The 24,227-nt window shown below is 34.1% G+C and carries 20 protein-coding genes; 7 read left to right on the top strand and 13 right to left on the bottom strand.

Annotation, left to right across the window (positions count from 1 at the left end; all coding sequences use genetic code 11):
* Positions 1–45: 45 nt before the first annotated feature.
* The 7 genes from ACHRV0_RS03855 to ACHRV0_RS03825 all read right to left on the bottom strand — a co-directional run bounded on the left by ACHRV0_RS03855 (position 46) and on the right by ACHRV0_RS03825 (position 11,253).
* Complete coding sequence (locus tag ACHRV0_RS03855) at positions 46–327, bottom strand: F0F1 ATP synthase subunit epsilon (RefSeq protein WP_129023705.1); 282 nt, start codon at positions 325–327, stop codon at positions 46–48.
* Positions 328–405: 78 nt separating this feature from the next.
* Positions 406–1,917 carry a F0F1 ATP synthase subunit beta gene (gene atpD / locus ACHRV0_RS03850; protein WP_089053364.1) on the bottom strand — a complete coding sequence of 504 codons (1,512 nt, stop codon included), beginning with the start codon at positions 1,915–1,917 and terminating at the stop codon, positions 406–408.
* A gap of 233 nt (positions 1,918–2,150) precedes the next feature.
* Entirely contained in the window at positions 2,151–3,743 is a 1,593-nt protein-coding gene (locus ACHRV0_RS03845) for a G-D-S-L family lipolytic protein (RefSeq protein WP_395439959.1), read from the bottom strand.
* A gap of 85 nt (positions 3,744–3,828) precedes the next feature.
* Positions 3,829–6,657, bottom strand: coding sequence for a TonB-dependent receptor domain-containing protein (locus tag ACHRV0_RS03840; protein WP_395439958.1), 2,829 nt, complete (start codon positions 6,655–6,657; stop codon positions 3,829–3,831).
* A gap of 306 nt (positions 6,658–6,963) precedes the next feature.
* Positions 6,964–8,814, bottom strand: coding sequence for a glutamine--fructose-6-phosphate transaminase (isomerizing) (gene glmS / locus ACHRV0_RS03835; protein ID WP_395439957.1), 1,851 nt, complete (start codon positions 8,812–8,814; stop codon positions 6,964–6,966).
* Between the two features lie 9 nt (positions 8,815–8,823).
* The gene (locus ACHRV0_RS03830; RefSeq protein ID WP_129023709.1) at positions 8,824–10,425 is read right to left on the bottom strand and encodes a DUF4270 domain-containing protein; all 1,602 of its coding nucleotides are present in this window, start codon (positions 10,423–10,425) and stop codon (positions 8,824–8,826) included.
* 21 nt (positions 10,426–10,446) lie between these two features.
* Positions 10,447–11,253 (bottom strand): glycogen/starch synthase, encoded by an 807-nt coding sequence (locus tag ACHRV0_RS03825; RefSeq protein ID WP_089053369.1) that lies wholly within the window; start codon positions 11,251–11,253, stop codon positions 10,447–10,449.
* A 79-nt stretch (positions 11,254–11,332) separates the two neighbouring features.
* On the opposite strand from ACHRV0_RS03825, the gene panC reads away from it, so the two are divergent.
* The 6 genes from panC (at position 11,333) to ACHRV0_RS03795 (ending at position 17,839) form a co-directional block, all read left to right on the top strand.
* Complete coding sequence (gene panC, locus ACHRV0_RS03820) at positions 11,333–12,211, top strand: pantoate--beta-alanine ligase (protein ID WP_395439956.1); 879 nt, start codon at positions 11,333–11,335, stop codon at positions 12,209–12,211.
* A 14-nt stretch (positions 12,212–12,225) separates the two neighbouring features.
* Entirely contained in the window at positions 12,226–12,576 is a 351-nt protein-coding gene (panD, locus tag ACHRV0_RS03815) for an aspartate 1-decarboxylase (protein ID WP_017495920.1), read from the top strand.
* Positions 12,577–12,784: 208 nt separating this feature from the next.
* A complete protein-coding gene (locus tag ACHRV0_RS03810) occupies positions 12,785–13,939 on the top strand; it encodes an alpha/beta hydrolase (RefSeq protein WP_395439955.1) in 1,155 nt (384 codons plus the stop codon).
* On the top strand, positions 13,939–15,300 hold the full coding sequence (radA, locus tag ACHRV0_RS03805) for a DNA repair protein RadA (RefSeq protein WP_089053372.1): 1,362 nt from the start codon (positions 13,939–13,941) through the stop codon (positions 15,298–15,300). Before ACHRV0_RS03810 ends, radA begins: the two co-directional genes overlap by 1 nt.
* Before the next feature lie 158 nt (positions 15,301–15,458).
* Positions 15,459–17,423, top strand: coding sequence for a transglycosylase domain-containing protein (locus tag ACHRV0_RS03800; protein ID WP_395439954.1), 1,965 nt, complete (start codon positions 15,459–15,461; stop codon positions 17,421–17,423).
* A 2-nt stretch (positions 17,424–17,425) separates the two neighbouring features.
* Positions 17,426–17,839: an RDD family protein gene (locus ACHRV0_RS03795; RefSeq protein ID WP_395439953.1), complete on the top strand. Its 414-nt coding sequence runs from the start codon at positions 17,426–17,428 to the stop codon at positions 17,837–17,839.
* A gap of 93 nt (positions 17,840–17,932) precedes the next feature.
* Here the strand turns inward: ACHRV0_RS03795 and ACHRV0_RS03790 are convergent, their stop codons facing one another.
* From ACHRV0_RS03790 to ACHRV0_RS03780, 3 genes are all read right to left on the bottom strand, one after another.
* Entirely contained in the window at positions 17,933–18,970 is a 1,038-nt protein-coding gene (locus ACHRV0_RS03790) for an aldo/keto reductase (RefSeq protein WP_395439952.1), read from the bottom strand.
* Between the two features lie 170 nt (positions 18,971–19,140).
* Positions 19,141–20,085 carry an OmpA family protein gene (locus ACHRV0_RS03785; RefSeq protein ID WP_089053376.1) on the bottom strand — a complete coding sequence of 315 codons (945 nt, stop codon included), beginning with the start codon at positions 20,083–20,085 and terminating at the stop codon, positions 19,141–19,143.
* 159 nt (positions 20,086–20,244) lie between these two features.
* The gene (locus ACHRV0_RS03780; protein ID WP_395410525.1) at positions 20,245–21,006 is read right to left on the bottom strand and encodes an exodeoxyribonuclease III; all 762 of its coding nucleotides are present in this window, start codon (positions 21,004–21,006) and stop codon (positions 20,245–20,247) included.
* Between the two features lie 120 nt (positions 21,007–21,126).
* Here ACHRV0_RS03780 and ACHRV0_RS03775 point away from each other — a divergent pair, with 120 nt between their 5' ends.
* Positions 21,127–22,929, top strand: a complete 1,803-nt coding sequence (locus tag ACHRV0_RS03775; protein ID WP_129023717.1) for a lysophospholipid acyltransferase family protein — start codon at positions 21,127–21,129, stop codon at positions 22,927–22,929.
* Positions 22,930–23,018: 89 nt separating this feature from the next.
* Here ACHRV0_RS03775 and ACHRV0_RS03770 read toward each other — a convergent pair whose 3' ends face one another.
* The 3 genes from ACHRV0_RS03770 to ACHRV0_RS03760 form a co-directional block, all read right to left on the bottom strand.
* Positions 23,019–23,384, bottom strand: a complete 366-nt coding sequence (locus ACHRV0_RS03770) for a DUF805 domain-containing protein (protein WP_129023718.1) — start codon at positions 23,382–23,384, stop codon at positions 23,019–23,021.
* Between the two features lie 200 nt (positions 23,385–23,584).
* Entirely contained in the window at positions 23,585–23,848 is a 264-nt protein-coding gene (locus ACHRV0_RS03765) for a TM2 domain-containing protein (RefSeq protein WP_129023719.1), read from the bottom strand.
* 92 nt (positions 23,849–23,940) lie between these two features.
* Positions 23,941–24,216: a TM2 domain-containing protein gene (locus tag ACHRV0_RS03760; protein WP_395439951.1), complete on the bottom strand. Its 276-nt coding sequence runs from the start codon at positions 24,214–24,216 to the stop codon at positions 23,941–23,943.
* Positions 24,217–24,227 lie beyond the last annotated feature (11 nt).

The raw sequence follows: 24,227 nt of genomic DNA, 5'->3' as shown, positions 1-24,227 counted from the left end.
AGCCAAACATTTCTGTTTGGCTTTTTCTTTATTCAAAAATTGTCTTTAGTCAACTAAAACAATTACTTTATTGTCTTTCATCTCGATAGTACCAGACGTAATCTCTAATGTATAAGTCTGATCGTTTACCTTTGTGAATTTACCTACTACTTCTTTAGAAAAGTTAAAACTTGGCGCTGCAATTTTTACAGTTCCTTTTTCTAAAATAGAAACAATAGGAGCGTGATTATTCAATATTTGAAAGCTTCCATCAACTCCTGGTACAGTAACTGCTGTTACTTCTCCCGAAAATAATTTTGCTTCTGGTGATACTATTTCTAAAATCATCTTTTTTTTAGTTAATAGTTGATGGTTGATGGTTGATGGTTGCTCTCTAACAACTAACAACTAACAACTGACAACCAATTATGCTTCAGCTAACATTTTTTCTCCAGCTTCGATTGCATCTTGAATAGAACCTTTCAAGTTGAAAGCAGCTTCTGGAAGGTGATCTAACTCACCATCGATAATCATGTTGAATCCTTTGATAGTATCTTTAATATCTACTAATACTCCAGGAATACCTGTAAATTGCTCTGCTACGTGGAACGGCTGAGACAAGAAACGTTGTACACGACGTGCTCTTGATACAGAAAGTTTATCTTCTTCAGATAACTCTTCCATACCTAAAATCGCGATAATATCTTGAAGTTGTTTGTATTTTTGAAGAATCTCTTTTACTCTTTGTGCACAGTCGTAGTGCTCGTTTCCTAAAATTTGAGGAGTTAAAATTCTTGAAGTAGAATCTAACGGGTCAACCGCTGGATAAATACCAAGCTCAGCAATTTTACGAGACAATACTGTTGTAGCATCTAAGTGGGCGAAAGTTGTAGCTGGCGCCGGGTCAGTTAAGTCATCCGCAGGAACGTAAACCGCTTGTACAGATGTAATAGATCCTTTGTTTGTAGATGTAATACGCTCTTGCATAGCACCCATCTCTGTTGCCAAAGTTGGTTGGTAACCTACTGCAGATGGCATACGTCCTAAAAGTGCCGATACCTCAGAACCTGCTTGAGTAAAACGGAAGATATTATCAACGAAAAATAATACATCTTTACCTTGATCAGATCCAGCTCCATCACGGAAATACTCAGCGATAGATAATCCTGAAAGTGCCACACGTGCACGAGCTCCAGGTGGCTCATTCATTTGTCCGAAAACGAAAGTAGCTTTAGACTCTCTCATTCCTGGCATATCTACTTTAGATAAATCCCATCCTCCATTTTCCATAGAGTGCATGAAATCATCACCGTATTTAATAATTCCTGACTCTAACATCTCACGAAGTAAGTCATTTCCTTCACGTGTTCTTTCACCTACTCCTGCGAATACTGAAAGTCCACCGTGACCTTTTGCAATATTGTTAATCAACTCCTGAATCAATACTGTTTTACCAACACCAGCACCACCAAACAATCCAATTTTTCCTCCTTTTGCGTAAGGCTCGATCAAATCGATTACTTTGATACCTGTGAATAAAACTTCAGATGAAGTTGATAAATCTTCAAATTTAGGCGCTTGTCTGTGAATAGACAAACCGTTTTCTCCTGTTTTTGGCAAGTTTCCTAAACCATCAATTGCATCTCCAATTACATTGAATAATCTTCCATATACGTCTGGACCGATTGGCATTTGGATTGGATTTCCAGTTCCAACTACCTCATATCCTCTGCTTAAACCGTCTGTTGAGTCCATAGAAATGGTACGAACAGTGTTTTCACCGATGTGAGATTGTACTTCTAGAACTAACAATGTTCCGTCTTTTTTAGTGATTTCTAGTGAATCATAAATTTTTGGAAGTTCAACATCCTTACCGTTGAAAACTACGTCAACTACTGGTCCAATGATTTGAGCAACTTTTCCTATTACTTTTGACATTACTTATGTGTTTATTAAATAGCTATTTAGGTTTATCGAAAATACCTCTTTTTTCAGAGCGCAAAGATAATTTTTTAAAATATAAAATCAATTTTTTTTTCATAAAAAATAGCATGATTTTGTTTGATTCTAAAAATGAGAGCTTCAAACTCCCATTTTAAGCATTTTTTACACTAACAAAAAAAGCCGCTGCTTTTAAAAAACAAACGGCTTTTTAATTAAAAAAAATGGTTTTATGGCAATACGGCAGGATATAAAACTGGATAATTACCCACATTTACACCTTTTAAATTTGATCCGTATTTAGCATTAATTGCTTCAATGAATTTATTTGCTATAAATGCATACCCTCTTGGCGAAGGATGAACCCCATCTAAAGAAAAAGTCCCTCCAGTTACAAATGTCGATGCCATTGTAAAACTATTGGCAGAAATTCCTCCTTGATCAATTTGTTTCATAATTGCATTTGCATCTACAAAAGCTAGACCTTTAGATTCTGCAATAGATTTTATAGTTGCATTAAACGCATTTGTAGCCACTTCAAGTTCTGCAACTTCAGTTGGTATCAAAACATATTTATCCTGCAAAGGATATGTAATTCCAAAATTATTCAAAGGAGCCGGCGGAGCCATTCCTATTCCTGAATTTTCAGCTGTAGGTGCTGTTCCAATAGCCGATTGCGTAGTTAAAAGAACTAAATCAGTCTTTGTAGCTTGACGAGCCTGACCAAAAACATTACCATAAAAAGCTGCAGTCTGAGCTCCAAGTGTAGGCGTAAAAGCCGCTGTTAATTGCGCAGATAAGTTTGGAAGCGATTCGTCTTTTATCAATAATGGATTTGCTGCAGTTGTTGACAGCAAATTAATTCTTGATCCCGCTCCAAAAGCTGTCAAAGCTTGTTTTAACGGACCATATAATTGTGTATTTAATGCTGAAATAAGCGCAAGGCCTTGAGCAGCATTCCCTTTACCTATAGCAGAAGCCGTTAAAGGATTATAAGGAACGGTCTTAAAAAATGGGATTGAAGTTACATATGGAATATTTGCCACAACCCCTTTTGCTCCTCCTGAAGTTAAAGTAGTTACTAAAGCTGCGTATGTTCCATCAAAACCAACACCCGCAGCTCCAGAAGCTGGCGTAATTGGGTTCGTACCATCTCCTCCAGTAGTTGCATAACCTAAAACATCATTATTACCAATCCATAAAGAAAAGAATGTTGGTGTTTGGCTCATTGCATAAGCAAGAACAGAAGTTGTTCCATTTGGAGCAAATCGCACATAATAAGGATTTGCCGTTCCGTTTGCTAAACCAGCCGGCGCCCCATAAGTTGGAGACAACAAATGAAAACTTTTAGCGCCAGGAACACCTGTATTATTATAAGGACCCGCAGCTGCAACCGCAGGATTCATCACTTCTGTTGTTGGAGTTCCGCTTACAGGATCAACTGTCGAACTAGGATGAGTTGGAGAAACTGTAGTATTAAAATAAAGTCTCGGACCAAATGCTATATTAGGCTGTCCTCCAAAAAGCAAACCACCAATATTATCATTAGTATAAGGAATTTTAAATTCTCCTCCTCCAACAAGTTTAAATTGCTGCGCCATTATATTGGTATACGCTCCTTCTTGTCCCTTTTTAAAAAGAGCACCATCACTAAAACCAGACGTTAAAGAATTTCCTAACGCAACATATTTAGAGAAATTAGCAGAACCAGATGTTAGAGGCAATCCGTCTGACGAATCAACAACAGTTACTGCATCGTCATCACTATTACAAGCCATAAAGGTCAAAGAAACCAATAAAAGCCATTTGAAATTTTTTATCATAATTTTTATATTTTAAAATTACCTGTTTCTAAGTCACATCTTCAGAAACATAAATAACATATTTGACCTATAGTTAATAATCGATTTATGGATTAATAGTCCATGATACAAAATATTGCTGCCCGATTAATCCAGCTCCAATTACTTGATAATACTCTTTACCGCCAATATTAGCAGCTCCAAGTTTTACAACTGATTTCAACTTTGGAATTCCGTAATTTATCTGCGCATCTACTACTGTAGCAGATTTAATTGTGCCATCGGCGAAGCCTGATTGCCACTCATATTCACTATTCCATCTTCCGCTGACATTAAACCCAAAATTCTCGAACAATTTATCATTCCCAACAGACAATTTAATTCTATGTTTTGGAGTATTAAATCCTGCTTCAAAACTTGGATCTTTTGCTTGATCAAAATCAAACTGAGCATAATTATAGTTCAACCCTAATTCAAAATTTGAAATTATTTTTTTAGTAAGTCCAACTCCAAATCCTAATGAATGTATCTCTACATCTGAATTGGTATACAATTGATACACTCTATACTCTCCATTTTGAATCGCTCTTACTGATTGAACCCCCGGATCTGTAACTCCTGCCGCAAGATTTGGATTGTCTTGAGCCGTTCCGTAATAAGGAGAAATTACATTTAAATTACCAATAAAGTTGTTGTATATATTATAGTAGCCATTAATATCTATTGACATCCCTTCAAAAACAGAACGATATCCTAACTCAAAAGCTTTTACTTCTTCAGGCTTAACAAGATTAGCCCTTGTTTTTGTTAACAATGCTGCCGCTGCAATAGGATTACTTCCTGCCATCGCTGAAAAAGCACTAACAGAACTTGCCAAATACGAATTATAATAAGCATCATTACCACTCATAACTTTAGTTGGACCTCCGTTATACACCTGTCCTTCTGCACTTAAATTAAAAGTTTCATTAAATCTTGTTAAGTTATCTGGGGCAGAACCAACCAATACCGCACTTCCAATATTAAATCCGATATATTGATCTTGAGTTGATGGGTTTCTGAAACCTGTTTGAAACGAAGCTCTAATATTATGATTTTTTCTCTCTCCTCCTGAATACACTAAAGATAAACGCGGTGAATAATTACCGTCAAAGTTTTTAGATTTATCATAACGTAGAGAACCAGTAAACTTCAATCTATCTTCTAAAAATTTCTTCATCAACTGAGCATAAGCTCCGTACTCGTTATAATTAATCGGTCCATTTGCATCTGTATAAATTCTGCCATGAGAATTAAGCTCATAAGCTCTAAACGAACCTCCTACTTGAATTTCGGCAAATTTTATCAAATCTCTAAAGTTATAATTTGCATCAGAATGATAAATTTTGGAATTATCTACCAATTTCGAACCCGTACGAACATCTGGATCAGCTATAACCTGATTAAAAGCATTTTTAAACTCTGTTGTACCTGGCATAAAACGACCTGTATCAGCCGTAGCCCTTCCAGCAGCATGCGCTTGTTGCGGCGTCATACCAGCTAACGTTCCTTGAATATAGGCTCCAGCGTATTGACCAAACCAAGTATTATCATCTTTCCATTTTCTATTTACATTAAGACCTGTAAAAATCATATCATAAGATTGCCCTCCATCTTCAGATGTTGTATAACCTCTCACAAAAAAATTCTTCCCTTTAACTTCTAATTTATGCTGCTGCATAAAAAAATTATTCAAGTAATATCTATTTCCTCCTTGATAAACAGCATTACCCATACCAAACTTACTTTGCCAGATAATCTCTAATCTTTCATCTCCAAGCGGCCTGCCATGAAAAGAGAAATCAATTTTTGTGTTTCCTGCTTTATTATTAGTCAAATCAATTTCATTATACCCCGTTCTACTTACATTTGAATCTGGCAAAAGATTAGATGCTCCTGCAGGAATCAAACCCATTGCTTCTAATTTTTTACCTACTCCTTTAATATTTGTCGCAGCCTCGTCACCATAAACATTAATACCATCATAACTCGGATTAGTTCTATCAATGCCCGCTCTAGTTTTATCATCATAATTTGTTGCATACCAATCTGTAGCTTCCATATAGGTAAAGTTAGCTTTGGCTGCGAAATATTTATTAAAAGCATGCGCGAATCGAATACCAAAATCATAATACCCATTTGTACCCGCAGCCTCTTGTGAAGTCACACCATATTTAAAATAAGTTGAAATACCTTGATAAGTAAATGGACTTTTACTATTCATAAACAAAATCCCATTAAAAGCATTTGCCCCATACAAAGCAGAAGATGCTCCCGGCAGAAGCTCAACACTCTGCACATCAATTTCTGAAACCCCAATCATGTTTCCAAGCACAAAATTCAACAATGGAGACGAGTTATCCATACCATCTACTAATTGCATAAAACGTGTATTAGCAACCGAAGCAAATCCTCTAGTATTAATCGACTTAAAAGTCATACTACTCGTATTCATCTGCACCTCTTTTAAATTTTCCAATCCATCATAAAATGACGGTGAAGCCGTTTTTTTAATATCCTGAATACCCATTCTTTCAATAGTAACAGGAGACTCAAAAACACGTTCAGGTGTTCTAGACGCAGAAACAACTATTTCATCAAGTTTAGTTTCTTCATCTTTTAAGATTACATTTACTTTTTGATTTGCCGATGTAACACTAATAATTTTTGTTTCAAATCCTACCGCAGAAACCTTTATAGAAAAAGGCAGTTTAGCTTTAGTAGTCAATTTAAACGATCCGTCAAAATCAGTAGACGCACCGCTGTTTTCTCCAGCAACAACAACATTAGCACCAGGAATAGATTGTTTGTTACCATCTGTAACCGAACCTGTTATTGTATTCTGCGCAAAAGATAATCCGCTGAACAATAACATAATTAGCAAGTAGACTCTCATTGGGTTAGTTTTTTCGTTAGTATGTAGCCAAAATACACAAATATTTTAATATGCATAAAAAAACGTTAAAAAAAATTAATATTTATCATGTATTTATGTAATATTTTAACTATTTGCTAATTGAATTTATTAGAATAAAAACAAAGAAAACCTAAAGAAAAACCAATTTACTATGCATACATATTAATTTTTATCAAAAAATTGAAAAATTCACAAAAATACATATGCTCAAAAAAAATTTTGACAATAAAAAAAAGCGAGACCTAAATCTCGCTTTTTTAACATATTTAATATTTTAAAGTATCTTTATTCTACTGTAACAGATTTTGCTAAGTTACGTGGTTGATCAACATTACAACCTCTCATAACTGCAATATAGTAAGATAACAATTGTAAAGGTATTGTAGTAATAAGCGGCGACAATGCATCTGAAGTTTCTGGAATTTCGATTACATAATCTGCTAATTCACGAACTTGCGTATCACCTTTAGTTACAACAGCAATAATTTTACCGCTTCGAGATTTAATCTCTTGAATGTTACTTACAATTTTATCGTAGTGACCTTGCTTTGGAGCAATTACAATAACCGGCATATGCTCATCGATTAAAGCAATTGGACCGTGTTTCATTTCTGCTGCAGGATAACCTTCAGCATGAATATAAGAGATCTCTTTAAGCTTTAATGCTCCTTCTAGTGCTACTGGAAAATTATATCCTCTTCCTAAGTAAAGACAGTTTGGCGCATCTTTAAAAGCCGCAGCAATTTCTTTTGCACGATCATTAGTTTCTAAAGCCTCACTCACTTTTTCAGGAATTAATTCTAATTCTTGTAAATAAGCATGGAAATCAGGGTTCGACAAAGTTCCTTTTGCTTTTCCTAACTTCAAAGCAATCATCGTTAAAACCGTGATTTGAGTTGTAAATGCTTTCGTAGAAGCTACTCCAATTTCTGGTCCCGCATGCGTATAAGCCCCTGCGTGGCTTTCTCTTGAAATAGAAGAACCTACAACATTACAAACTCCAAATACAAAAGCTCCGTTTTCCTTAGCCAGCTTAATAGCCGCCATAGTATCTGCTGTTTCACCTGATTGAGAGATAGCAATTACTACATCATCTTTATTGATAATTGGGTTTCTGTATCTAAATTCAGAAGCATATTCTACCTCTACTGGAATTCTCGTAAATTCCTCAAAAATATACTCTGCCACTAAACCTGCATGCCATGAAGTTCCGCAAGCAACGATTAAAATACGCTTTGCATTCAGGAATTTCTCCAAATTATCCTCAACACCAGCCATTTGAACAATTCCTTCATTTGCATGAAGTCTTCCTCTGTACGTATCTTTAATTACACTTGGCTGCTCGTAGATTTCTTTTAGCATGAAATGGTCATAACCTCCTTTTTCAATTTGCTCCAAGTTCATTTGAAGCTCTTGAATATAAGGGTCTACTAAAGAATCATCTTTAATTTTTCTGATTTTAAGAGGCTTGTGCAACCTAATATTTGCCATTTCACCATCTTCTAAATATACTGCATTTGAAGTATACTCAATAAACGGAGAAGCATCAGAAGCAATAAAGTATTCTCCTTCACCTACTCCAATTGCCAATGGACTTCCTAGTCTTGCCGCAACAATTTCATTTGGGTTCTTTTTATCAAATACTGCTATTGCATAAGCTCCAACAACCTGATTTAAAGCCACCTGAACCGCTTTCCCAAGCTTTATATTCTCATTTTTCTGAACTTCCTCAATTAAGTTAACTAAAACTTCGGTATCTGTATCAGACTTAAAAGTATAACCTCTTTTAATCAGCTCTTCTTTTAAAGGAGCATAATTCTCGATAATACCGTTATGAATGATTACTAAATCGCCAGAATTTGAAGCATGAGGATGCGAGTTCACATCATTTGGAACACCGTGAGTTGCCCAACGAGTGTGTCCAATTCCAATATTCCCATTGATTGTAAAACCTTCTTTTGCTTTAGCTTCAAGATCTGAAACTTTACCTTTTGTTTTACAAATTTTAATTCCTGCCTCGTCATCGTATAACATAACGCCGGCACTATCATATCCTCTGTACTCAAGACGCTTTAATCCTTTTATAACAATAGGATAAGCCTCTCTATGACCGATATACCCAACAATTCCACACATATATATTTATTAATTTGGTTTCGTGTAGTAAACCTCAAGCCTCAATCTTTTATCCTCTGGTACTGAAGATTTCCCTCCATATAAAATAGTCCCAAGCGGATTCATAACTGACGCTCTTGGCGCTTGAGAGATATTCTCATTCTTATTCTTTAAAAAATTCGAAGTCGAAATCGCTATACTCTCCGTCACAACCAATCCTAAATCAACATTTTTGGCTGTTTTATCTTTTATAAGATTACGGATATGTTCTGTAATTCTAATTTTATAATTTTTTCCTCGTTTATTATCATCAAGGTTAATCATACCTCCATAAATATACTTAGCCGTTTTAGGATCCGATAACACAAGATTTCCACTTCCATCAACAAGGTAATCTACAACTGGAACATTATTAGTTAAATCGTACAAATAAACTCTTTTCGGTTCTCTAGTTCCTGTCATTTTATCTGCATCGATATTAAATACCAAATTAGCTTCGTTTACTTTCCAGTTTTTAGCTCTGATGTCTTCTAGTTTTGCGACAAAATCATTAAGCTTAATAATAGCAAGAGAACCTTGACCACCTTTCACATAAAGTCTTTCATCTCCTTCAGTTTTATTTATGTTTGCCGTTGTAATAGCATTCTGGTAATTAGCCGACTTTACATCTTGAAGCAAATTGGCATTTGCACTAGAATTTGCAGGATTTACAATTGTCATTGTAATAGTTTTATCCTCTTTCTCTGTATCAGCATCTGTTGTACTTGCCGTTTTAGCTTTATAAGTAATTACAATTTTTCCTCCTGAGAAATCCAACAAAGCCATATTACCAGGGCTTCCATCTGCTTTTTCAACACTAAAGTACAAACCTCTAAAATACTCCTGAAACAAATCTGGAGCAGAAAGCTTTGAAGCCGGAGCATTCAATATTTTTTGCTGAAAATAAGCGGTATTTAAATCCAAACGCATTTCTGGCGGAGTATAAGTTGTTGTTTCCTTTCCTGCCGCATCTGTCGTCTTATCCACATATTCTGCTGAACTAAAAAAGAATTGATCATTCTGCAGCACATTGCTTGAATTATTTAAACGAGCCCCCACTTTATACTGATTAAAAACATTGTTTTCATCTGTATAATAAAACTGCGGCAACGAAACTCCATTGCTCACATACGAACTGCGCATTTGAACACCAGATTCATAAACACTTAACTTAAGTTTTCCTTCTGCCGGCCCATAAATAGAATCTAAAGTATAAGTATGAGTTCCATCACTATTAGTCGTTTTCAGCTTCTTAAAATAAGGTATACTTAATCTCACACTTGTAATTACAGGCTCTTCACCAATAATCAATGGATACGTAGTGCTTAAATCTACCTGTGTAGCAAAATTAGCAGTCGTTGTTCCAAAAACAGGATTATCGTAAATACCTAATGCATTAACCGCTAAAACATTTGACTGTATAGGTGTAACCTCCTGATTAAAAGCTACAACATCATATTTTTCAGACTCAAGTCCAAAATGATCGTCACCAATTAAATCATCTCCAATTGCATTAAAATCTTTATCGCACGAATATAAAAGAACAACCGTAAGAGCTAAAAGTATTTTCTTAATAAAAGAAGTATTGTACATGTTTAATAATAAAGTTAAAATTTAAAGTCCCATTTCTTTATAGAAATTTGTATACGCTTCAGCGAATGCATCTTTCGTGGCGAAAGGTAAAAAAGGTTTTCCTGAAGATTCTATAAATTTTGTTAAACTTGGAGAAACGTTTTCTGAAGCAATAATTACAGCATCAGAATGCAATATACTAGCTTTTAAGATGTTCTCATAGTTAGGAACTTCTAGATCTGATACAGATTCATGCGGAACTCCGTCAAATTTTACTTTGTTAATCATCTCCATATCTAGATTCTCATCAAAAGACTGACCATAAACTGATGTTACAATTTTTGTTTCAGAGAATAAAGCTTCATTTTTATAATAGTGCTTCATATAGATTGGCAGCATAGATGCCAGCCAGCCATGTACATGAATAATATCAGGAACCCAGTTTAATTTTTTTACTGTTTCAACAACACCTTTAGCAAAAAATATAGCTCTTTCGTCATTATCAGGATACAAAACACCTTCTTCATCAGCAAAAGTTGCTTTGCGTTTAAAGTATTCATCATTATCGATAAAGTAAACCTGTATTCTCTCTTTAGGAATTGAAGCCACCTTAATAATCAATGGCATATCTAAATCATTCACTACCAAATTCATCCCTGAAAGCCTAATTACTTCGTGTAATTGATGTCTTCTCTCGTTGATATTTCCATATCTTGGCATGAAAATTCTTATCTGACCTCCTTGATCGTTAATCATTTTCGGAACGTCATAAGACATTAAAGAAACTTCATTTTCAGCCAAATAAGGCACGACTTCAGATGATACATATAATATCCTCTTATCTTTCATAAATAGTATTTTACTTAATTTTTGGTAATAAAAACGTTGCAAAATTACAAAAATTTATGCAGTTATTAACTAATATATTATGTTTGCACTAAATTTTAATAATACCGCCATGCATATTTTCTACGGCAAAGTAGCTCTGATAGCTTATTTAAAAACTATCAAAACCGCAAATTCAACTATCGGATTTGTACCAACAATGGGAGCTTTGCACCAAGGGCATCTGGCTTTAATGCAGCGATCGCTCAAAGAAAACGACGACACTGTTGTAAGCATTTTCGTAAATCCAACCCAATTCAACAATCCTGAAGATCTCGAAAAATACCCTCGAACTCTTGAAGAAGATGTAAAAAAAATGCGAGGATTAAGCGATAAAATAATTTTATACGCTCCTTCTGTAGATGATATTTATGAAGGACAAACTATTTCGCAGTCATTTGACTTTGATGGATTAGAAAATCAAATGGAAGGCAAGTTTAGACCTGGACATTTTAACGGAGTGGGAACTATTGTGAAACGTTTGTTTGAAATCGTCACTCCAACAAATGCTTATTTTGGAGAAAAAGATTTTCAGCAGCTGCAAATTGTTAAAAAACTAGTCGAAAAAAATGACTTACCTGTAAATGTTATAGGCTGTCCAATTTTTAGAGAAGATAATCTGCTTGCCATGAGTTCTAGAAATGAACGACTGACTGCAGACGAAAGAAAAGAAGCGTCAATAATTTACAAAGTTCTTACTGAAGCTAAAGAAATCTTTCAAAACGGTACTCCTGAAGAAACCATCAAATTTGTTGAAGAATCTTTTAAAGACAACAAAAGATTCGAACTCGAATATTTTGTCATTGCTGACGAATCTACATTATTATCAATCGATCATAAAATTAACGATAAAAAATACCGTGCGTTTATAGCAATATTTGTTAATTCTATAAGGTTAATAGACACCATTTCATTTAATTAAATTACCTTTGCAACATGCAAATTCAAGTTATAAAATCAAAAATTCATCGAGTTAAAGTAACTGGAGCCGATTTAAATTACATTGGCAGTATTACTATTGATGAAACTTTACTAGAAGCTTCAAATATCATTGAAGGCGAAAAAGTAGCTATCGTTAACATAAATAATGGAGAACGTTTTGAAACTTATGCCATTAAAGGAGAAAAAAATTCAGGCGAAATTACGCTGAATGGTCCTGCAGCTAGAAAAGTTCAAAAAGATGATATTATCATCATTATTTCTTATGCAACCCTAGAATTTGAAGAAGCAAAAACCTTCAAACCATGGATTATTTTCCCTAATGAAAATGACAATTCATTAACCTAGGTTTCAACCTCAAATTATATCTTATTATGCTATTTGTCAAAAATTTATTTTGCACAAATAGGACTGCTTTTGCCTAAACCCAAACAAACGCAAAAGCACAAATACTATTGCTTTTTTTTAAAATCCCAAATAAATAAAAGAGCAAATAAAAGTATTATATTGCCACACTATTTTCAATACTTTTTAATTCACTGAAATGCCACAAATCATGAAAAAAGTTTACCTACTAATTGCATTTATTTCCATTTCTGTTTTTTCGCAGAAAAAATTCGACAACATTCAATCCCTAAAACTCGGAGAAGAAAGAAGGATAACAATTGGACTTCCAGCGTCATATGAAGCTAAGCCAGACAAAAAATATCCAGTTTTATATCTTTTAGACGGCGATTATTTGTTCGACCCTTTTTCTGGAGCCGTAAGTTATGGTACTTATTGGGATGATATTCCAGAAATGATCATAATCGGGATTCATCAAAACAAAGATGAGGAACGTTACGACGACACAACAATTGATCAAAACGAAGGGTTGCCATTTGAAAAAGGCGCAAAGTTTTTTGAATTTATAGGAGCCGAATTAATTCCTTATATTGAAAAAAAATACAGAACCTCGCCTTTTAGAATTATTGCAGGACATGATGTAACGGCGAGTTTTGCCAATTTTTATTTATATAAAGAAAACCCGCTTTTCAGTGCGTATATTTGTCTAAGTCCAGAATTGGCTCCAAAAATGGAAGTACGTATTGCCGAAAAGTTTGCCAAAATACAAAAACCAATTTTCTACTATCTTTCTGCAGGAGAAGGAGACATAAAAAAAATTAAAGAACCAATAGAAAAACTAGACAACAATATTAAAATCGCAAATAATCCGTTAGTAAATTATAAATACGAATTATTTAAAAACGCCACTCACTATACCGAAGTTTTACATTCGATTCCGAGTGCGTTATATCAGATTTTTGAAGTTTACAGACCAATAAATTCTGCAGAATACGCAAACAAAATCGCTGTACTTGAAACAGGTTATGCTGATTATTTAGAAAAAAAATACAATACAATGTCAGAAGTTTTAGGCGTTCAGATTCCAGTTCGAATGAGCGACTTTAAAGTGATTGAAAATATAATCTTGAAAAAGAACGCATACGACGAACTAGGAAAAATGGCCGAAATAGGAAATGTAAATTATCCAAAAGCAATGCTTGGAGAATATGAACTAGGCTTAATGTATGAAAAAATGGGCGATGCAAAACACGCCTCAAAAAAATATCAAAACGCTTCTCAAATGGAACCTATCGGCGATTTGAACAAGGATTTAATGTATGAGAAGATGGACGAAATGAACGCACTTACTAAAAAAAGTAAATAATGTCAAAAGTTAAAACTTCCTTTTTCTGCCAAAATTGCGGCACCCAATATTCAAAATGGCAAGGTCAATGCAATGCGTGCAAAGAATGGAATACTATTGCTGAAGAAATTATTCAGAAACAGGAAAAAGTAGCTTGGAAAAGCGAACCAACTTCAACAGGCAAAGCGCCAAGACCTTTAAAAATAAACGAAATCGACTCGGCTCAGGAAATTCGCATGAACACTACTGACGGCGAATTAAATCGTGTTTTGGGCGGCGGAATCGTTCCAGGTTCTTTAACTCTTTTGGGCGGCGAACCAGGAATCGGGAAAAGTACACTTTTACTTCAAATCTCACTAAAATTACCGTATAAAACTTTATATGTTTCTGGAGAAGAAAGTCAGAAACAAATAAAAATGCGCGCCGAAAGGATAACACCAAACAGCGATAACTGTTATATCCTTACAGAAACAAAAACGCAGAATATCTTTAAACAAATCGAAGCAATTCAGCCTGAAATTGTAATCATCGATTCGATTCAGACTTTACATACTGATTATATCGAATCAACGGCAGGAAGTATTTCTCAAATTAGAGAAACCACTGCAGAATTAATCAAATTTGCTAAAGAAACCAATACTCCAGTTATTTTAATAGGACATATTACAAAGGACGGAAATATTGCGGGACCAAAAATTCTGGAGCATATGGTGGATACTGTTCTTCAATTTGAAGGCGACAGAAACCACGTTTACCGAATTTTGCGTTCGCTTAAAAACCGTTTTGGCTCGACGGCCGAATTGGGAATTTATGAAATGCTTGGTAGCGGTTTACGAGAAGTAAGCAATCCGTCAGAAATATTGATTTCGCACAAAGACGAAGAATTATCAGGAACTGCGATTGCCACAACACTCGAAGGCATGCGTCCGCTTATGATAGAAATTCAATCACTTGTAAGCACAGCAGTTTATGGAACTCCGCAAAGAAGCACAACAGGCTACAATGCTAAAAGATTAAACATGATTTTGGCGGTTTTAGAAAAAAGAGCAGGATTTCGTTTGGGCGCAAAAGACGTTTTCTTAAATGTAACGGGCGGAATTTCTGTTGATGATCCTGCAATTGATCTTGCTGTTGTTGCTGCGATTTTATCTTCAAACGAAGACATTCCAGTTGGAAAAGGTTTTTGCTTTGCCGGCGAAGTAGGACTTTCTGGAGAAATTCGCCCTGTAAATCGTGTTGATCAGCGTATTCAGGAAGCCGAAAAACTAGGTTTTGATACTATTTTTGTTTCTAAATACAATAAAATCACTTTAAAAAACACTGGAATTAAAATTGAACTTGTTGCTAAAATTGAAGATGTTGCCAGTATTCTTTTTGGGTAATTTTTTTCGCCGCGAATTCCACAAATTAAACACGAATTTTTGTTTAATTTTAAAATCTAAATTTAGACATTTCCTAAATTCGAGAAATTAGTACAATTTGTAGCTGAAAAAACAACACTTCATTCTAATAGTTCTAAATTCTTTCGAAAACTGCTGATATGAATTTTCCAAAACAAAAAATATACAAAGCCCTAAAAATACTAGCCATTATATTGGTTTTGCTTTGCATCGGATTGTACTTTTTTCGCAACTCGCTTCTAAAACAAGCTGTCGCAAAAGTCACTCACAAAATGGCTGTTGATTACAACAGTGATTTTTCTATAAAAGAAGCTTCTTTCAGCGGATTGTCCAGCATAAAACTTACAGATGTTGTTTTGGTTCCAAAAAATGCTGACACACTTTTAAAAATCAAAAACATTGAAACCAGTGTCAGCTTAAGCAACTTATTAATCGGCGATGTTCAAGTTGGTACTTTAAAGGTTAATAATGGCTACATTCAATTAGTTAAAAAAGGAAAAATTCGAAATTTTGATGCTTTCCTAAAAAGAAACCGTGATGATTCTGAGAAAAACGAAAAACGTAAATATGGCGCTTTTGCTTATCGCATTATTTCAAAGCTATTAAATCTGGTTCCGACGGATATGAATTTGGAAAACTTCCAATTCAAAATCGATGACAATGGCAAAAAAACAGCCGTTGCAATCAACAAACTGGTTTTAAACAACAAACAACTTGAAACCAATATTCATGTTCAAAGCAAAGATTTTGATCAGCGCTGGAACTTAAAAGGATTTGCTGACCCAAGAAATCAAAAAGCTGATATTCGATTTTTTAATTTAGATACTGGAGCCATTCGCGTTCCTTATCTTGATGAGCGCTACAATTTAAAAGCAAGCTTTGATTCTATTCGTCTGAATGTTCAAAACATTGATAAAAGCGGAAGCGAATTGCATATTGACGGCTTCACCTCGATTGTTAATCTGAAAATTAATCATCCAAAAATTGCCAGTAAAGATGTTGTCATAAAAAATGCTCGTTTTGATTACCGATTTTTACTAGGCGATGATTTTATATCAATTGACAGTACTTCAACAATGCAGCTGAATAAGATTAAGGTAAAACCATACGTCTCTTACAGCACAGAAAAAGATACTGTTTATACTTTGAAGGTGAATATTCCAAAAATGAAAGCGCAAGATTTTATTGTATCTCTTCCTGATGGTTTATTCACACATTTTCAAGGTATGCAGGCAACGGGAAATTTTGATTATAAACTCGATTTCAAATTCAATAAAAACAAACCGAATACACTTGTTTTTGACAGTAAACTAAACAAAGAAGATTTACATATTACTAAGTATGGTGAAGCCGATTTGAATAAACTAAACGGTGAATTTGTGTATCGTGCCATTATTCAAAATGTACTGCAGCGTCCCGTTTTAGTTGGAAATGCAAATCCAAATTATACGCCATTAGATCAAATTTCGCCATATTTACGAAAATGTGTTTTAACAACTGAAGATCCTTCTTTCTTCTCGCATCGCGGTTTTATAAATGAAGCTTTCAAACAGTCTATTCTTAAAAACATTAGAACTAAGAAATTCTCACGCGGCGCGAGCACGATAAGCATGCAGCTGATTAAAAATGTATTCTTAACGAGAGAAAAAACGCTTTCGCGAAAGCTTGAAGAAATCCTTTTGGTTTATATTTTAGAAAATAACCGAATTGTAAGTAAGGAAAGAATGCTGGAGGTTTATTTCAATATTATTGAATGGGGGCCAAATGTATACGGAATTGGCGAAGCAAGTCATTTTTATTTCCAAAAAAGCCCTTCAGCGTTAAGCGTAGACGAATGTTTATATTTAGCAACGATTATTCCGAAACCAAGAAAATTCATGTATCAATTTAATGATGAAGGTAATTTGAAAGATTTCGCCATTAAAAACCAGAAATTTTTAAAGAATTTAATGTTTCGCCGAGGTTTATTGATTCCAGAAGATACAATTGGACAATTACCCGTTTACATTTCTGGAAATGCTCGCTCATTAATACGAATCAAAGCTCCAGATTCTACTGCAGTTCCTGCGGACTCTTTATCTATCAGCGACGAATTTGATTTGTAATTATGAAACCCACTTATTTATTTAAAAGAGTTTTCGCCTTTGGAATTGACTTTATCATTTTAGCTCTTACAGTTAAAATACTATTTCCATATATCTCCTATAAAAATAGCAGTGGTGAGAGCTTCATTAAAACGGAAATTGGTCTTTTAATTTATTATCTCTTTTTTATTCTGCAGGATGTTTTTATGAATAAAACTATTGGAAAGCACATCTTCAAGCTGCAAATGACATTTGATCATCCTATGAAAATAAAAGGATACAAAAAATATTTTAGAATAATTATTAGACGAATTTTTGATCTGCTTGAATTAGTTTGTCCTTTCCTTTATTTAATTACAATTGCTTTGACAAAGAAGAATCAAAAATTGGGTGATTTAATCGCAAAAATAGTGGTAATACAAAAACCGAATAATTAAGACAGCTGCTTTTGACAGCACAAAAAAAGCCACAAATTATCACGGATTAGTCTGTGTTACTTTGCGGCTTTTGTGTTTATTACAAAATTGAAATTAAGGCGCTGGATCAGGAATTATGGCCTGAACTTGATTAATTTCGGCAATAATTTCTTTTGAAAGCACGACATCAATTGTGGCAATATTTTCTTTTAATTGTTCTAAAGTTGTTGCACCAATAATTGCACTTGTTAAAAACGGCTGCTGCAATACAAATCCCATTGCCAATTCTGTCAAAGTTAAACCATGTTTTTCAGCAATTTCTAAATACAACTTTGTTGCTTTTGTGCATTGTTCACTATTGTAACGCGTGTATTGAGGAAAAAGTTTTATTCTTGAATTGGGATGTGCTTCTCCTGTCAAAAATTTACCCGTTAAAACTCCAAATGCTAAAGGCGAATAAGCCAGCAACCCAACATTTTCATGCATTGAAACTTCGGCTGAATTCACTTCAAAAAGACGGTTTAATAATGAATACGGATTTTGAACGGTTTTAATTCTTGGCAGATTATGATATTTACTTTCTTCTAAAAGACGCATCATTCCCCAAGAATTCTCATTTGAAACACCAATATGTTTAATTTTTCCTTCTTTAATTAATCCGTCAAACGTTTCTAAAATTTCTCTAAAGTTGTCTTCCCATGCATCTTCAAAACCTGTAAATGCGCGGTGCCCAAAATTATTAGTTTTTCTTTCCGGCCAATGCATTTGATACAAATCAATATAATCTGTCTGCAAACGCTTTAAACTGTTTTCTAAAGCATATTTAATACTTGCAGGCGAAAAATCTAATTTCTCACGCATATAACCAAAATTCGGATTTGGCCCTGCTATTTTAGAAGCTAAAACGACTTTATCACGATTTCCTGATTTTTTAAACCAAGTTCCAATAATTTTTTCAGTACTTCCGTAAGTTGCTTCACTTGCCGGCACCGAATACATCTCTGCAGTATCAAAAAAGTTCACGCCTTGTTCCAGTGCATAATCCATTTGAGCATGACCCTCTGCCTCTGTATTCTGTTGACCAAAAGTCATGGTTCCAAGATTGATTTTACTAACTTTTATATCGGTATTGGGTAATGTAGTGTATTTCATTTTTTTCTTTTTAAGATTCAAAGTTGCAGAGGTTCAAAGGTACAAAGGGATTTTTCAAATCGAAATTTGTCAAAGGTTAAAAAAAATACAAGATTTTTAAAACTTTGAAAGAACAAAAAAAAGGCTCAAAGTAAAAACTCTGAGCCTCTGTAACTTTGTTCCTTTGAACCTTAATTAATACTATTAAGCATCTCCGCAATCTCGTCTAATCTTGGAGTTAAAATAATTTCGATTCTGCGGTTTTTAGCTTTTCCTTCTGGAGTCGCATTACTTGCTAAAGGAGAGAATTCACTTCTTCCAGCCGCAGTTAATTTTTGTTTGTTGATTTTAGCATTTTCACTTAAAATAGCCACAATTGCAGTCGCTCTTTTAGTAGATAAATCCCAGTTGTTTGCAATTGGCCCAGAACCAGCATATGGATCATCATCTGTGTGTCCTTCAATAAGAACCGAAAGATCAGGATTGTCGCCTAGAACTTTTCCTAATTCTACAACAGCCTTTCTTCCCTCTGTTCCAACAGCCCAGCTTCCAGAATTGAAAAGCAGTTTATTTTCCATAGAAACATACACTTTTCCGTTCTTTTGTTCCACCGTCAAACCTTTACCTTCAAAACCATTTAAAGCTTTCGATAAAGTTTCTTTCAGCTTGCGCATTGATTCCTCTTTTGCAGCAATCATATCTTCAAGCTCTTTTAATCGACTTGCCGTTTTATCAAGACTTGCTTGTTCTTCAGCCAATTTCTTTGATTTTGCTTCCAACTGCGCTAACAATTCGCGGTTTTTATTCATGTTTTTCTCCAATGCGTCATTGCTGTTTTTTTCAAGAGCATTGTACGAATCTTGTAAAACCTTATATTTATTTTGCGCAGCGGCTAAATCAGCTTTTTGTTTCGCCAATTCATCTTTCGTGCTATTTAAATCTTTGGTTAAATTATCGCGTTCTAATTCCAGCTGATTCTTTGATTTTTGCAAATCGGCATTTTGATCCGCAATAGAACGATTTTCTTTTTTAAGATCTGAATACTTTGTTTCCAAATCATTATAAATCTTTTTAGACACACAAGAAGTCATAGACAAAGCCAAAACCACTAATCCTATCGAAGCTTTTTTAATCATTTTATTTTCTGTTTTTTTTATTTGAAACGTATTATTAATTCCTGATTTAAACGATAATTCGAATAAAATCTAAATGAACATTTTCTTTAAAATCAAAGTAAAATTCAATTTATCAGAATTTCCGAATCCCATTTCTCTCAACAAGAACAATACCAAATTTTACTCAATCTCAACTAAAACCGGACAATGATCTGAATGCATCGCATCCGGAAGAATCACAGCACGTTTTAAACGATGTTCCATTGGAGCGCTTACTAAATTATAGTCGATACGCCAGCCTTTGTTATTTCCTCTCGCTCCTGCACGATAGCTCCACCACGAATAATGATGCGGATCTTTATTAAAATGACGGAAACTGTCAATAAAACCAGACTTCATAAAAGCATCAAGCCACGCACGTTCAGCAGGTAAAAATCCTGAAACTGTTTTATTACGCACTGGATCATGAATATCTATTGCTTCATGGCAAATATTATAATCACCGCAAATAATTAGATTGGGAATAGCTAACTTCAATTCATTAATATACGTTTGAAAATCATCCATAAACATAAATTTATGATCTAATCTTTCAATATTAGTTCCAGACGGAAGGTATAAACTCATTACCGAAACATCATCAAAATCAGCGCGAAGATTACGTCCTTCAAAATCCATATGATGAATTCCTGTACCGTAAACCACATTATTGGGTTTTGTTTTGGATAAAATTGCAACACCGCTGTAACCTTTTTTTGTTGCTGGATAATAATATTGATAAGGATAGCCCGCGGCCGTAATATCGTCAACCGGAATTTGATCCTGCGTAGCTTTGATTTCCTGAAGGCAGATTACATCAGGATTTGCCTGTTGCAGCCATTCGATAAAACCTTTGTTAATTGCAGCACGAATTCCGTTTACATTATAAGAAATAATTTTCATCAGATTGTATTTTTAAGGATTCCAAATGTAATAAAAAAGTGGAAAGTTTGCGTTTGAATAAACGAAAAGTAGAGTTTTTTGTTATCTTTGTTGGCTGCTCTAATAATTTAAAAATAGTACATGGGTTTAGTTACCGCGAAAGAAGTTGCAAAAGCAATAAATGTTGATAAGTACGGAGTGTTTGGTACTTTTTCAGGCTGGATTCTTATGAAGGTCCTTAAGATCTCTACCCTAAATAAAATTTACGATCACAATAAACACTTAGAGGATGTTGCGTTTTTAAACGGGATTTTGGATGAAATGGAAATCAAATTTGAAATTCCTGAAGAAGATCTAAAACGTTTACCTAAAGATGGCGCTTATATTACCATTTCAAATCATCCGCTTGGAGGAATTGATGGTATTTTGCTTTTGAAATTAATGCTCGAAAGAGAACCAAATTTCAAGATTATCGCTAATTTTTTATTGCACCGAATTGTTCCTCTTAAAAAATACATCATGCCCGTAAATCCTTTTGAAAATCATAAGGATGTTAAATCGAGCGTGGTCGGAATTAAAGAAACTTTGCGCCATTTAAGTGACGGAAAACCTTTAGGGATATTTCCTGCAGGTGAAGTTTCAACTTATAAAGATGGCAAATTAGTCGTTGACAAACCTTGGGAAGAAGGCGCTTTAAAATTAATTAGAAAAGCCAAAGTTCCAGTTGTACCCATTTATTTTCATGCTAAAAACAGTAAATTATTCTACTGGCTTTCTAAAATTGACGATACTTTGCGTACTGCAAAATTACCTTCGGAATTACTGACACAGAAAGATCGCGTAATTAAAGTTCGTATTGGAAAACCAATTTCTGTAAACGAGCAAAACGAAATCGAATCGTTTGAAGAATATTCTGAGTTCTTGAGAAAGAAAACTTATATGTTGGCTAATCCGTTTGAAAAAGACACCAAATTGATTGACACTGCTAGTTTAAAAATAGCAAAAGCACCTAAAAAAATTGTTACGCCGGCGAACGAATCAAAAATGATTGACGAGGTTAATGCGTTAAGAAACAGTGATTGCCGCTTGCTGCAAAGCAAAAATTACGAAGTGTTTTTTGCACGTGCAAAATCGATTCCTAATATTCTGCATGAAATAGGTCGTCTGCGTGAAATCACCTTTAGAGAAGTAGGTGAAGGAACCAACGAATCTATTGACTTAGACGAATACGATAAATATTATCACCATATGTTTTTATGGGATGATGAAACCAAAAAAATAGCAGGTGCTTACCGCATGGGATTAGGTTCTGAGATTTATCCAAAATATGGTATCGAAGGCTTCTATTTGACAGATCTTTTTAGATTTGAACCAGAACTTCACGATATGATGCACAAATCTATTGAAATGGGACGTGCTTTTATCATTCGTGAATATCAGCAAAAACCAATGCCTTTGTTCTTGTTATGGAAAGGAATTATACACACTACCCTTCGCCATCCTGAACACAAATATTTATTAGGCGGCGTAAGTATCAGTAATCAATTTTCTGATTTCTCTAAATCGTTGATGATCGAGTTCATGAAATCAAATTATTACGATCCTTATATTGCGCAATACATTCATCCGAAGAAAGCTTATAAAGTAAAATTAAAAGATGCTGATAAAGACTTTATCTTCGACGAAGCGGAATCTGATTTAAATAAATTTGACAAAATCATTGATGAATTAGAACCAGGAAATTTACGTTTACCTGTTTTAATTAAAAAGTACATCAAGCAAAATGCGCGTGTTGTTGCTTTCAACGTAGATCCTTTGTTTAATAACGCTGTTGACGGCTTAATGTACATTAGAATCGCTGATATTCCAGAAAGCACTATGAAGCCCGTTATTGAAGAATTTCAAATAGAATTAGAGCGTAAATTATCTGAAAAAGAAGATTAACTGTAATCTCTCAAAATAAAAAAAATCCCATTTGGTAATTACAAATGGGATTTTTTAGTTTCAACGCTTATTTAAAAACAAATTAGACTTTATTCTTTTCCAATTTCATCTAATTCTTCTAATCCATTTTTAGGATCTGCCCCATATTGATTTGGTCCTTTTTCACCTTCAGTCGCAAGTAATACGATATTATAAAGTGGAATAAGAATATACCATCCACTTTTACCGATATCGTGCATTCTTCTAATTGCGACAGCGATTCCAGGAATTAAGACCGCTAAACTATAAATAGTGCTTACGATTGTTAATTTAGGAGAAATAAAGCCTAAACCAAACAACAAACCATAACCTATAATAACATTCAACAAAGTGAACAACCAATATTCTCTTCTTCTAGCTCTTCCGTTAAAGTTTGCGTAGTTTTCCAAAACTACTTTTTTGTACATTTCTAACATAATAAAATCTTTAAAATTGCCCTACTCTTTATGGATTTTCAGTTACTCCATTACTTTTTAACAAAGTTCAAGATTACTTACTTTTACAATTATTTAAAGAAACTAACCGACATTATAGTATCAAAAAAAGACATTTTTTTAAGAACGAACTGCTTACAAACAAAAATCCCATTCATTACTGAATGGGATTTTTTTTATTTTTAGAACCAAGTTTTCTGACCAACCTGATAAGTCTGATAAAACTCTTCATCGCTCTTCGTCAAATAAATAATGCCTTCTATAAGACCAATTATGGCACCTATACCGCATAATAATCCTAAAATAAGCTGAATAATACCCTCTTTAGTATAACCTAAATAAAACTTATGCACTCCTAATCCTCCAAGCAAAATCGCAAAAATTCCTGCTACAACTTTTTTATTCTCTGGTTTAGCATTTCCAAACTCCGATTGTGTGTTTTCCATAATTTATATTTTTAAGTTCAATAGTTAATTAAATAATATGGGGTAATCAAAAAAAAATCCCATTTGCTAATTGCAAATGGGAATACATATTTTTAGAACCAGCCTTTTTTTCCAACTTGATACGTTTGATAAAAGTCTTCTTCACTTTTAGTAAGGTAAATTATTCCTTCTATAAGACCTATTAAACTACCTAGTCCACATAAAAGATTAAGAAGTATTTGAATGATTCCTTCTTTTGTGTAACCTAAATAGAATTTATGAATTCCTAAAGCTCCAACTAAGATTCCTAAAATTCCGGCAGCAACTTTTTTATTTTCTTGTCTTGGAGCTGACGGAGTATTCCAAGCTTCTGGTTTTGTATTTTCCATTTTTTATTATT

It is taken from the genome of Flavobacterium sp. FlaQc-30, assembly GCF_044005885.1.
Lineage (GTDB): Bacteria > Bacteroidota > Bacteroidia > Flavobacteriales > Flavobacteriaceae > Flavobacterium.
This window is presented reverse-complemented; position numbering and strand designations above follow the sequence as displayed.